Origin of the sequence: Streptomyces sp. NPDC059455, from assembly GCF_042750115.1 — a bacterium.
Taxonomy (GTDB): Bacteria; Actinomycetota; Actinomycetes; order Streptomycetales; family Streptomycetaceae; genus Streptomyces; species Streptomyces endocoffeicus.
In genome coordinates this window covers 1-11,538 of record NZ_JBHYVB010000287.1, presented here as the reverse complement: position 1 = coordinate 11,538, position 11,538 = coordinate 1, and the positions used below count along the sequence as shown (strand labels likewise).

Genomic DNA, 11,538 nt, shown 5'->3' with positions numbered 1-11,538 from the left:
GGCAAAGCCCCGATACGGGGTCTGGGGCGAAGCCCCAGTTTCGGGAAGGGGCGGGGAGGGGACAAGCCCGCCGCAGGCGCCACGATCCGCGCCGGACACCCCCATGACCCCAGGCAGGGCAGCCGCCAGCCGCCAGGCGGTCAGCAGACCTCTTCCAGGTCCCGCCACTCACGCGTATCCGGGCTGTCCGCGACCCAGCCGTCCAGCAGCCCCCGCACCAGCCCCCCAGGCGCCGCGATCCCGCATTCGCGCTCGGGAACCCACAGCGAGCCCGAGCCCGCCATACGGTGGCCCAGCGGCCCGGGGTGCCCCGGTTCGCTGTGGTCATGCGGGTCCAGATGCTCGCCCTCGCCCTCGTCGCTGGGCATCCGGCTCTCCGAGCAGGAACGGCACAGCAGCCGCACCGACGACGACCAGTCCTCGGCCGCGAAGCCCGCGTCCGCCGCGAGCCGCTCCAGGGCGTCCCGGTCGGCCTCGGTGGCCGCCTCCAGCAGCACTACCCAGGTCGGCACCGGGGACGGCGCCCACAGCTCGATCTCGTCGAAGACCGGGTACGCGGGGCCCGCGGAGGTCACCCGCTCACCGTGGGGCACGCCGTCGTGCAGCACCACCTCGCCCCAGCGCCGCCCGGACGACGGCAGCGGGATGGACAGCACCTCGATCCGGGCCGGGTCCAGCCGGCGGCCCCAGACGACCTCGGCCTCGCCCTCCGGGGACAGCCGCACCGCCGCGCTGCCCAGCTCCATGCCGAGCGGCTCACCGGACGCGGACGCCTCTCCGGGCACCTTCAGCCCGTACGCCTGCCAGGCGCGGCGGGCCAGCGGCCAGTCCTGCAGCGCGGTGGCCGCGATCCCCACGTTCCACCAGTCCGGAGCGCCCGTCTCGCGGTCCAGCAGCGCGACCGCCCGCAGCCCCGCGGCGCGCGCCTGCTCCCAGTCGTGCCGGAACTTGTGCAGCAGCGCCAGGTTGAACCAGGACTCCGACAGCCACGGCTCCAGGTCGGCGGCGCGGGTCAGCAGCGCTCCCGCGTCCTCGTACCGGCCGTCGCCGATGAGCGTGAACGCACGGTCCGTGGCCTGCCGCCATGAGGCGGACGGCCGGTGCCGTACCTTGCCGAAGATCTTCACGATTCCCGCCTGCCGGTATCGAAGTCGTCCCGTACCAGATGCCTTCGCGGACGGCGTCGCCCTCCCTTGAAGACAACCTGCCACACATTCGCGGACATCTCAGCCCGACCCCTCACGCTGCGGCCGGGATGCGACGCCCACCACACCTCCTTGCCACCGGCCATCTGGCCTGGCACCCCTCTCCTCGCATCCAACCATGCCCCTCGGGAGCCCCGCTCATTACCGGCGAGTTATCAGTTCTCACCGGGGGCGGCCGTAAACCCCGCGCGACAGCACCGTGGCGAGCGCCTCGACGACGGCCGGGTCGAAGTCGCGCGCCGTGGCCAGCCGCAGCCGTTCCAGGGCGCGCAGCGCTGCCGCCCCGGCCGCTCCCTCGGCCGCGGGCCCGCTCACCAGCTCGGTGTACGCGTTCACCGCGCGCACGATACGCGCGGCGAGCGGCTGCTCGCGGTACGGGTCAGCCTGGCGCTCCACGACCAGCGCCACCTCGGCGGGTACCCCGGTCTGGCGCACCACGGCGCCACCGAGCAGCGCGATTTTGCGCTGCTCGGTGGCGGGCAGCGGCTCGGTGGCGCCCGCGGGCACCGGGTCCACCAGCGACAGCTGGCCGATGTCGTGCATCAGCGCCGCGTACTCCAGCACGGTCAGCCGGGGCTCGGAGAGGCCCAGCTCACGCCCCACGGCCCGGCTGAGCCCGGCCACCTCGCGGGCGTGGCCCGTCGGGGTGTACCCGGCTATCTCGGTCGACCGGGCCAGGGAGGCGATGGTCTGGCGGTAGGTGGCCCGTATCCCGGCGTAGCGGCGGTAGGAGTACTGGATCAGCAGCAGCGGCACCGCCAGCACCGGCACCGGCCACAGCCCGGCGACGGCCACGGTGAGCGCCATCACGGCCGCGGTCGCGCACACCGCCGCCCCGACGCCGGGCAGGGACCGCAGCTCGTCACGGAGCAGCGGCCCGTAAGGCCAGCCGGTACGGGCGCGGGCGAGGGCGGCGGCCAGGACGGCGTCGCACAGGGCGGTCACGGCCAGCAGGGCGAGCAAATAGCCGACCATGGACGGGCCGTGGCCGAGCCAATCGGCCAAACGGCCGGTGCGGTGCAGCGGTTGGAAGCAGACGGCGGCGAACGCGGCGGTCAGCACCCGGCGGGCGGTGTGGCCGGGGTCGACCGGACAGCCGAGCGCGAGCGGCGCCACCAGCCCGGCGAGCGACGCGGCCACGACGACGGTGACCACCTGGAGGACGCCGTGAGTGGCGGGCTCCCCGCCGAGCCGCCCGAGCAGGGCGTATCCGAGCGCACCGGCGGCGGCGAGGGGCGCGGGCTCACCGCGCGGATCGGGCACTCCCCCGCCGCCGCCGGGCAGCGCGGGCGGCGCCTCGACGCACCGGATCGCCTCCCCCACGGCGATCAGCGCCCCGAAGGCCAGCGCCGCCTCCGCCTGCCGCACCCCATGCCACTCGGTCCACACCAGCGCCGCTACGGCGAGCGCCCCCGCCGCGCCATACACGGCGACGACCGTAAGGCCGCCATAACGGCCCCGGGATATGCGCTCCCGCCCCTCCTCACGGGCGGCGACGGTCTCGGCCCGTTGGTGACGGGTGCGATGGAGGGCACGAGCGTGCCGCCCGGCGATCCGGGCGAGGGCGCTCAGGGGGCGGGGGGCAGCCCCTGCCAAGCCGGCGCGAGCCACCCTGGCAGGCCACTGAGCCGCGCTCTCGTCCCGATCACGCGGCCCATGACGGTCCGGGGCACCGAGCTCGCCGCTGCCCGAGGTGTCCCGGGATCCCCCGGGCCTCGCGTCGGCTGCCCCGGAGGCAGGCCGGGGACCCCGACCGGAACCAGAACGGTCCAGGGCGCCCGTCCCGCCTCTGCCCGACGTGTCCGGGGATCCCCCGGCTCCCGCGTCGGCTGGCCTGGAGACAGGCCGGGGACCCCGACCGGAACCAGAACGGTCCAGGGCGCCCGTCCCGCCTCTGCCCGAAGCGTCCGGGGATCCCCCCGACCCCTCGTCGACCGGACCGGAGGCAAGCCGAGGGTCCCGACCGGGGCCAGGGCGGGACGGGGCCCCCGTCCCGCCTCTGCCTCTGCCTCTGCCCGAGGTGTCCGGGGCTTCCCCGGGCCCCTGGTCGGCCGGACCGGGGGCCGGGCCGGAGGCCCGGGCGGAATCGTTCGTGCTGGGCGTGGTGGGGTCCTCGGTGGGGCTCATGGGCAACCGCCGGGGCCGCCCGCGCCGGGGTGGGGCCCGCCGGGGTTGTCCGGCGCGCCGGGGGCCGCCGCGCGCACCAGGGGCGGGGCGGGCTCGGGGAGGGCGTCTGCCGGGACGTTTCCGCGCTCCTCAGGGGCGTCAGGGGCGTCCGCGGTGACCGCCGCGTGCCAGCCATGGCGGTCCAGGGCGCGAGTGAGGGCCCGCACCATGCGGGGGTCGAACTGCGAGCCCGCGCACCGCTGCAGCTCCTCCACGGCGGTGGGCACCGGCCGGGCCCTGCGGTACGTACGCGTCGAGGTCATCGCGTCGAAGGCGTCCGCCACCGCGACCACCCGGGCGAACTCCGGGATCTGCGCCCCGGCGAGCCCGTACGGATAGCCGCTGCCGTCCAGCCGCTCATGGTGGTGGAGGATCGCGGCCCGCGCCTCGCCCAGGAAGCCGATGCCGCGCACCATCTCGTCGCCGTACTCGGGGTGGAGCTCGATCACCCGGCGCTCATCGGGGGTCAGCGGACCGTTTTTGCGCAGCAGCCGGGTGGGCACGCCCAGCTTGCCGACGTCGTGGAGGATGCCCGCGATCCGTACCGCCTCCAGCCGGTCGCCGCTCATGCCCAGCTCACGGGCGATCATCGCGGAGGCGCGGCCGACGCGCTCGCTGTGGCCCCGGGTGTAGCGGTCCTTGATGTCGACCGCCTGGACGAGGGCCCGGATGGTGGCCTGGTGGGCGGCGCTCTCGCGGCGGTAGAGCACGAAGCCGCAGGCGCAGACGTACAGCGGCAGGAGCACCAGCAGGGCCGCCGCCGGTCCGTAAGGGCTGCGCCACAGCACCGCCATGGCCAGCCCGGCGGGCCCGTGCACCAGGTACGGGGCGAGGGCGCCGGGCAGCCGCCCCCGCCAGGCGGCGCGCGGGGACTGCCGCTCGGCGGTGACCAGCACCCCGCCCTCCAGGGCGGTGGCGGTCAGGCCCAGGACGAGCGCGGCGGTCACGGCGGCGGCCAGGGCGTACGGAAAGCCGGGCGTACCGGACGACGCCTGCGCGGCGGATGCCTGGGCGCCGTCGCCGAGGGCCCAGAGGGCGCTGAGGGTCCCGGGGCCGTCCAGGGCCGCGAAGGCGCACGAGGCGGCCCAGACGGCCAGCGAGAGCCGTGCGGCCCGCCAGGCCCGCCGCGCCCCGGCCGGGGGCCGCTCGACGCGGGCGAGCAGCGCACCGGGCACGGCGACCAGCGCCGCGGCGGCGGGCGGCAGCAGAAAAGCCCCGGCCAGAAGGACGGGGCTGCACCATTCGGGCCAGCGGGCGCGGACCCTGGAGCCGACCGCGTGAACCGCGGCGAGCAGGGCGGTCGTGGCCCAGGGGACGGCCGCTCCGGGCCGTACGGCCGGGGCGGCGCAGTACGCCCCGGCGAGCACGGCACACAGGACATAGGCGCGCGCCCCGTGGGGAAGTGCCCGCACGGTGTCCTCCTCCCCATCCATGTCCATTGCGCCGCCCCTCTCGGGCGGGGCGGGTCAGGTGGTTGGGGAGCTTAGGACGAGGCGGGGCGTATGAGATCGGAGGGACTGTCCGATTACACCCCTTCGAGTGATGATCTGATCACCGAGGGTGGGAATGAGAACACGCCAACTCGATTGGCGTTCGACCGGGGATCCACTGGGGCGTGAGCCCAGGGATCACTTGAGCCTGAGCCCCGGGGTCACTCCTGGGCGCTGCTCGGCGCGTTGCTCGACACGTTCGTCTCCGTCGTGATCTCGCGCTCCGGCACCGCCTGCCCGGAGCGGATCAGCTCGATCCGCCCCATGACCTTCGACCGGAGGTCGGTGGGCACGTCGTCATGGCCGCAGCACCGCTTGACGAGCTTCTTCACGGCCTTCTCGAGGCCGTACTTCTCCAGGCACGGAGAGCACTCGTCGAAGTGCACCTCGAACTTGGCGCAGTCGCCGTCCGGCATCTCGTGATCGAGGAACTCGTAGAGGTGGTCGAGAACCTCGGAGCAGTCCGTCTCATGCGGCTCTCCGCAGCTCATGAGTCCGCGCCTTTCCGATCGTGCGACTCGTCCGCCGCGGCGCCCGCGCCGGCCGGGACCAGCCCGCGCCCACGGGCGTAGTCCTCCAGCAGACCGCGCAGCTGGCGGCGCCCACGGTGCAGCCGGGACATCACCGTACCGATGGGTGTACCCATGATGTCCGCGATCTCCTTGTAGGCAAAGCCCTCGACGTCCGCGAGATAGACCGCGATGCGGAACTCCTCGGGGATGGCCTGGAGGGCCTCCTTGACATCGGAGTCGGGCAGGTGGTCGAGAGCCTGCGACTCGGCGGAGCGCAGACCGGTCGACATATGCGACTCGGCGCGCGCGAGCTGCCAGTCCTCGATCTCCTCGGCCGCACTGCGCTGGGGCTCCCGCTGCTTCTTGCGGTACGAGTTGATGAAGGTATTGGTCAGGATGCGGTACAGCCACGCCTTGAGGTTGGTGCCCTCGCGGAACTGGTGGAAGGACCCGTACGCCTTGGCGTAGGTCTCCTGCACGAGGTCCTCGGCGTCGGCCGGGTTACGCGTCATCCGCAGCGCGGCCGAGTACATCTGGTCCAAGAAGGCAAGGGCGTCCCGCTCGAAGCGCGCGTTGCGCTCCGAGGACGACTCCTGCGACCGCTCGACCGGCTCTCCCTCGGTCACGCCGTCGTTACCTGCGTCGGTCCCAGTGACCTGACCCACCTCCTCCAGCTTCGGGTCGGGTCCGGATGTGGACCCGCTCGAATCGGAGAATAGACGACGATCCGGTGCGCCCGCCCCTTCGATCTTCACGGCCTGCGCCGCCTGCAGCTGAGACCAGTCCAGGTCAGCGGCGCGTGGACGGGCCGGGCAAGCAAGCGAACCCATGCGGGGGACTCCCTTTCCTCGTATTCCGCGTATCAGTGCCTCTTACACGGTGAGTACCGACAGCCCGTTCAACACGGATCCCTCCCATCGCATTCCCGTCCCCGCCCCGCCCCCACCCGGCGCCCTTGTCCAGGGCGGGGGCGGCGGCCAGCGGTCATCGCCGGTCGTTGCCGGTCATTGGTCGGCGGCCAGCGGTCGGCGGCCAGCGGTCGGCGGTCGGCGGTCGGCGGCCAGCGGTCGGCGGTCAGCCCAGGGCGCGCGGCAGCCAGTCGGTGACGGCCCCGGTGATCAGGGCGAGCGCCGCGGGCTCGTCGAGGTCCGCCGACTTCGGCAGCCCGAAGACATGATCGCCGTACGGCACCTCCACGAGCTCCATGGCCGCGGGCAGCTCCGGGAACTCCTCCGGTCGCCCGAACGGGTCCCGGCCGCCCTGGACGATCAGCGTCGGCACGCCCGTGGCCAGCAGTTCCTCGGCTCGGGACCGCTCCGGCTTGCCCGGCGTGTGCAGCGGGAACGACAGCGCCAGCACGGCCTTCGCGCCCAGCTCCATCGCCGTCCGGCAGGCCACCCGCGCCCCGGCGCTGCGGCCGCCCGCCACGATCGGCAGCCCGGCCTTCTCCAGCGCGGGCCATACGGCACGCCATCCGGTGTCCAGGGTCGAGGGCGCGGGCGCGATCTTCTTGCCCGCCACCCGCCACGGCTGCTCGACCAGCGCGACGCTCACCCCGAGCCCGGGGAGCGCCCCGGCCAGCGCGCGCAGGTCCCGCGCCTCGATGCCCCCGCCCGCGCCATGGCTGGCGGCGAGCAGGGCGTGGGCACCAGGAGCGTGGTGCCAGGTGATCCGGGCGTCCCCGGCCGGGGTCGTCACCATCTCGGTGGTGACCTGAGGTGCGTCCGTCTTCTTCGCGGCCATCAGAACAGCGTGCCCTCCTCCGGGGCCTCGAGCTCGTCGAGCAGCTCGGGGCCGTTGTTACGGACATCACTCACCCCGGTGGCCACCGGGTAGGCCCGCAGCAGCCCGGAGGGCGGCGGTGCCAGCAGCGGCAGCAGGTCGTCGGGGTCGGTGCGGCCCGGGTCCAGCCAGGAGGCCCAGCGGTCCTCGGTGAGGACCAACGGCATCCGCGGGTGGATCTCGGCGAGCGACCCCGGCCCCTCGTCCCGGGCCGCGCCCCCGAAGGGCTCCTTGTCCGCCTCGGTGGTGATCACCGTGCAGGTGACCCACCACGCCCGGGGGTGCTCGTCCGGCAGCGTCCGGTCCCGCCAGAACTCGTACAGCCCGGCCATGGCCATCACCGAGCCGTCCACCGGGGTCACGAAGTACGGCTGCTTGCGGGGCCGCTTCCGCTTGCCCTTCTCCTCCAGCTGCCGCTCCCCCGCCGCGGTGACCCACTCGTAGTAGCCGTCGGCGGGCAGGATGCAGCGCCGCGAGGCGAACGGGCGCCGGTAGGACGGCTTCTCGTGCACGGTCTCGGCCCGTGCGTTGATCATTTTGGCGCCGCCCTCGGGGGACTTCGCCCAGGACGGCACCAGCCCCCACTTCAACGCCCTCAACTGGCGAACCGGACACGGCTCGGCGGCGTCCTTAACGGGACGCTCGAGCACCGCGTACACGTCCTTGGTGGGCGCGACGTTCCAGTCCGGCGCCAGAGTCTCCTCCGGCTCCCACTTCTCCACACCGAAGAGCCCGACGAGATCCTCCGGCCTCCGGCTCGCTGCGTATCGACCGCACATAGGTGCCACACTGCCACGACCCCTACCGACGCGAGGAGCCGCCCGCACATGGACGCAACGAACGCCGCCGATCTGTGGGACCGGGTGACCGGCGCCCAGCCCGATCCCACCAGCTGGCTGGTCGTCTCCACCGGCGTGATCGCGTTCGCGGTCGTGGTCTTCCGCACGGCGTGGCGCATAGCCCGTAACGCCATCACCATCGCCCACGAGGGCGGCCACGCCGTGGTCGCCCTGCTCAGCGGGCGGCGGCTGGACGGCATACGGCTGCACTCGGACACCTCCGGGCTGACCGTCTCGCGCGGCAAGCCCACGGGCCTGGGCATGATCCTCACCGCGGCGTCCGGCTACACCGCCCCCTCCCTGCTGGGCCTCGGCGGCGCCTGGCTGCTGGCGGCGAACCACATCACCTTGCTGCTGTGGGGGACGACGGCGCTGCTGGTCGCGATGCTGGTGATGATCCGCAACGCCTATGGCGTCCTTACGGTCGTCATCAGCGGGGCCGCCTTCTTCCTCGTCTCCTGGCTGACCGGGCCGGACGTCCAGGCCGGGTTCGCGTATGCCGTGGTGTGGTTCCTCCTCCTGGGGGGCGTGCGTCCGGCCTTCGAGCTCCAGCGCAAGCGCCGTCACGGCGGCGCGTACGACTCCGACCCCGACCAGCTCGCCCGGCTGACGGGCATTCCGGCCGGCGCCTGGCTGCTGCTCTTCCACGTGGTCTCGCTGTGTTCGCTGCTCGCCGGAGGGCGCTGGCTGCTGGGGCTGTGACCCCGGCCGCTGGGACCGTGACCCCGTACGAGCGCCCGGCGCGCCACCGTCGGCATCTCGTGGACGCCTTGTAGCAGCGCCGTGTTTCGACTGGGTTTCGCCACTTTCGATCAAGATTGGCACTCCGGGCGAACCACTAAAGTGAGACCCATGACCGGCATTGAGACCTCCCCGGGCGACCACACCGCCCTCTGGCCCGCTCCGACCGCCGACGGAGCGGTCGACGCGACCGTCACCGTGCCCGGATCCAAGTCGGTTACCAACCGCGGTCTGATCCTGGCCGCGCTCGCCGCCGAACCCGGCTGGCTGCGCCGCCCGCTCCGCTCCCGCGACACCCTCCTGATGGCCGCGGCCCTGCGCGCCATGGGCGTCGGCATCGAGGAGACGGTGTCCGACGGCGCCCTCGGCTCCAGCGGCCCCTCCGGCGGCGGAGAGGCCTGGCGGGTCATCCCGGCGGGGCTGCACGGCCCGGCCACCATCGACGTCGGCAACGCCGGCACCGTGATGCGCTTCCTGCCGCCGGTCGCCGCCCTGGCCGACGGCCCCGTCCACTTCGACGGCGACCCCCGCTCCCACGAGCGCCCGCTGCACGGCGTGATCGACGCGCTGCGCGCCCTGGGCGCCCGCATCGACGACGACGGCCGCGGCGCACTGCCGATGACCGTGCACGGCGGCGGGGCGCTGGACGGCGGCCCGGTCCGCGTCGACGCCTCGTCGTCCTCCCAGTTCGTGAGCGCGCTGCTGCTGTCCGCGCCGCGCTTCAACCAGGGCGTCGAGGTGCGTCACACCGGCGCCGCGCTGCCCTCCCTGCCGCACATCCGGATGACCGTGGACATGCTGCGCGCGGCGGGCGCGCGGGTGGACACCCCGGAGGCGGGCGGCGAGCGGGGCGTCTGGCGGGTGGCGCCGAGCGCGCTGCTCGGCCGTGACCTGGTCGTCGAGCCCGATCTGTCCAACGCGGCGCCGTTCCTGGCCGCCGCCCTGGTCACCGGCGGCCGGGTGACGATCCCGGACTGGCCGGAGCGCACCACCCAGCCCGGGGACGAACTGCGCCGGATCTTCACCGAGATGGGCGGTTCCTGCGAGCTCACCGACACCGGTCTGACCTTCACCGGAACGGGCCGGATCACCGGGATCGACGCCGATCTGCACGAGGTCGGCGAGCTCACCCCGGTGATCGCGGCGGTCGCGGCGCTGGCCGGCTCCGAGTCGGTGCTGCGCGGCATCGCGCATCTGCGGCTCCACGAGACCGACCGGCTCGCCGCCCTCGCCAAGGAGATCAACGAGCTGGGCGGCGACGTCACCGAGACCGAGGACGGCCTGCGGATCCGCCCGCGCCCGCTGCACGGCGGGATCTTCCACACCTACGAGGACCACCGGCTGGCCACCGCCGCCGCGGTGCTCGGCCTGGCCGTCGACGGCGTGCAGGTCGAGAACGTGGCGACCACCGCCAAGACCCTCCCCGACTTCCCCGGTCTGTGGACCGGCATGCTCGACGCGACGACGACCTCGGCGCGGAGATCCTGAGAGCCTGGACTCATGCGCCGCTACGGCAAGCACACCGACGAGGACGACGTTCGGATCCGCCCCAACCGCAAGGGCAACCGGCCGCGCACCAACATCCGCCCCAAACACGAGGACGCCACCGAGGGATTCGTGCTGACGATCGACCGCGGCCGGCTCACGGTCCTGGTCGAGGACCGCACCATCACCGCCATGAAGGCCCGCGAACTCGGCCGTAAGGGCGTCGTGGTCGGCGACCGGGTCGCGGTCGTCGGGGATCTCTCCGGCGACAAGGACACGCTCGCCCGGATCGTCCGGGTCGAGGAGCGCTCCTCCGTCCTGCGCCGGACCGCCGACGACGACGATCCGTACGAGCGGGTGGTGGTCGCCAACGCCGACCAGCTCGCGATCGTGACCGCCCTGGCCGATCCCGAGCCGCGCCCGCGGCTGATCGACCGGTGCCTGGTGGCGGCCTTCGACGCGGGCCTGGAGCCGCTGCTCGTCCTCACCAAGTCCGATCTGGCGCCCGCCGACGACATGCTGAAGACCTATGAGCCGCTCGGCGTCCCCTATGTCGTCACCAGCCGCGACGAACTGGCCGACGGCGACGCCGCCGACCAGGTGCGGGAGCGGCTCACGGACCGGATCACCGTCTTCGTCGGCCACTCGGGCGTGGGCAAGACCACGCTGGTGAACGCGCTGGTCCCGGACCGCCAGCGGGCCACCGGCCGGGTGAACGCGGTCACCGGCCGCGGCCGCCACACCACCACCTCCGCGCTCGCGCTGCCCCTGCCGGACGCCAAGGGGTGGGTGATCGACACCCCGGGCGTGCGGTCCTTCGGGCTGCACCACGTGGACCCGTCGCGGGTCATCCACGCCTTCCCGGACCTGGAGCCGGGCACCGAAGGCTGTCCGCGCGCCTGCAGCCACGACGAGCCGGACTGCGCGCTGGACCAGTGGGTGGCCGACGGCCACGCCGAACCGGCCCGGCTCTACTCCCTGCGGCGGCTGCTGGCCACCCGCGAGCGGCGGGAGGGCGACTAAGCGCTCCGCTGGAACTGCCCTGACCTGTGGAAGTGCCCTGACCTGCCGTCGATCGCCTGCGGCGCCGTCGTGGCCAGTCGCGCCCATGCGGCGGAGCCGCACATCGACACAGCCGCGGCGGAGCCACCGGCGGATCTTTCCGTATGCGGCGCGGCCGCGCGGCAGGGCTCCGCCCCTGGCCCCCGGGGCCGGGGGGCGAAGCCCCGCCTTCCAGCCCCTCCAGGGGGCACCTCCCAGCGGTAGCTGGGGGAGTTTGAGGAGCGGGGTCTGGGGCGGAGCCCCGCCTTCCAGCCCC

General features: G+C 73.9%; 10 protein-coding genes. 3 read left to right on the top strand and 7 right to left on the bottom strand.

What is annotated here, in order from left to right; all coding sequences use genetic code 11:
- Positions 1–140: 140 nt before the first annotated feature.
- From ACFXB5_RS49215 to ACFXB5_RS49185, 7 genes are all read right to left on the bottom strand, one after another.
- Entirely contained in the window at positions 141–1,127 is a 987-nt protein-coding gene (locus ACFXB5_RS49215; protein ID WP_020868546.1) for a hypothetical protein, read from the bottom strand.
- A 240-nt stretch (positions 1,128–1,367) separates the two neighbouring features.
- A complete protein-coding gene (locus ACFXB5_RS49210) occupies positions 1,368–2,633 on the bottom strand; it encodes an HD-GYP domain-containing protein (RefSeq protein ID WP_385221457.1) in 1,266 nt (421 codons plus the stop codon).
- A 695-nt stretch (positions 2,634–3,328) separates the two neighbouring features.
- Positions 3,329–4,783, bottom strand: coding sequence for an HD-GYP domain-containing protein (locus ACFXB5_RS49205; protein WP_385221454.1), 1,455 nt, complete (start codon positions 4,781–4,783; stop codon positions 3,329–3,331).
- 239 nt (positions 4,784–5,022) lie between these two features.
- The gene (rsrA, locus tag ACFXB5_RS49200; protein ID WP_385221451.1) at positions 5,023–5,352 is read right to left on the bottom strand and encodes a mycothiol system anti-sigma-R factor; all 330 of its coding nucleotides are present in this window, start codon (positions 5,350–5,352) and stop codon (positions 5,023–5,025) included.
- Entirely contained in the window at positions 5,349–6,038 is a 690-nt protein-coding gene (locus tag ACFXB5_RS49195; protein WP_201855313.1) for a sigma-70 family RNA polymerase sigma factor, read from the bottom strand. Before ACFXB5_RS49195 ends, rsrA begins: the two co-directional genes overlap by 4 nt.
- A 409-nt stretch (positions 6,039–6,447) precedes the next feature.
- A complete protein-coding gene (locus ACFXB5_RS49190; protein ID WP_385221448.1) occupies positions 6,448–7,116 on the bottom strand; it encodes an alpha/beta family hydrolase in 669 nt (222 codons plus the stop codon).
- A complete protein-coding gene (locus tag ACFXB5_RS49185; RefSeq protein WP_385221445.1) occupies positions 7,116–7,934 on the bottom strand; it encodes an SOS response-associated peptidase in 819 nt (272 codons plus the stop codon). Before ACFXB5_RS49185 ends, ACFXB5_RS49190 begins: the two co-directional genes overlap by 1 nt.
- Positions 7,935–7,982: 48 nt before the next feature.
- On the opposite strand from ACFXB5_RS49185, the gene ACFXB5_RS49180 reads away from it, so the two are divergent.
- The 3 genes from ACFXB5_RS49180 (at position 7,983) to rsgA (ending at position 11,243) form a co-directional block, all read left to right on the top strand.
- Positions 7,983–8,696, top strand: coding sequence for a M50 family metallopeptidase (locus ACFXB5_RS49180; protein WP_385221443.1), 714 nt, complete (start codon positions 7,983–7,985; stop codon positions 8,694–8,696).
- Between the two features lie 150 nt (positions 8,697–8,846).
- Positions 8,847–10,223 (top strand): 3-phosphoshikimate 1-carboxyvinyltransferase, encoded by a 1,377-nt coding sequence (gene aroA / locus ACFXB5_RS49175; RefSeq protein ID WP_385221440.1) that lies wholly within the window; start codon positions 8,847–8,849, stop codon positions 10,221–10,223.
- 12 nt (positions 10,224–10,235) lie between these two features.
- On the top strand, positions 10,236–11,243 hold the full coding sequence (rsgA, locus tag ACFXB5_RS49170) for a ribosome small subunit-dependent GTPase A (RefSeq protein ID WP_385221438.1): 1,008 nt from the start codon (positions 10,236–10,238) through the stop codon (positions 11,241–11,243).
- Positions 11,244–11,538 lie beyond the last annotated feature (295 nt).

Bases quoted from the DNA above. Each gene is read 5' to 3' on its own strand.
- rsrA (WP_385221451.1), bottom strand. From the start codon at position 5,352: ATGAGCTGCGGAGAGCCGCATGAGACGGACTGCTCCGAGGTTCTCGAC.
- ACFXB5_RS49190 (WP_385221448.1), bottom strand. From the start codon at position 7,116: ATGGCCGCGAAGAAGACGGACGCACCTCAGGTCACCACCGAGATGGTG.
- ACFXB5_RS49185 (WP_385221445.1), bottom strand. From the start codon at position 7,934: ATGTGCGGTCGATACGCAGCGAGCCGGAGGCCGGAGGATCTCGTCGGG.
- ACFXB5_RS49180 (WP_385221443.1), top strand. From the start codon at position 7,983: ATGGACGCAACGAACGCCGCCGATCTGTGGGACCGGGTGACCGGCGCC.
- aroA (WP_385221440.1), top strand. From the start codon at position 8,847: ATGACCGGCATTGAGACCTCCCCGGGCGACCACACCGCCCTCTGGCCC.
- rsgA (WP_385221438.1), top strand. From the start codon at position 10,236: ATGCGCCGCTACGGCAAGCACACCGACGAGGACGACGTTCGGATCCGC.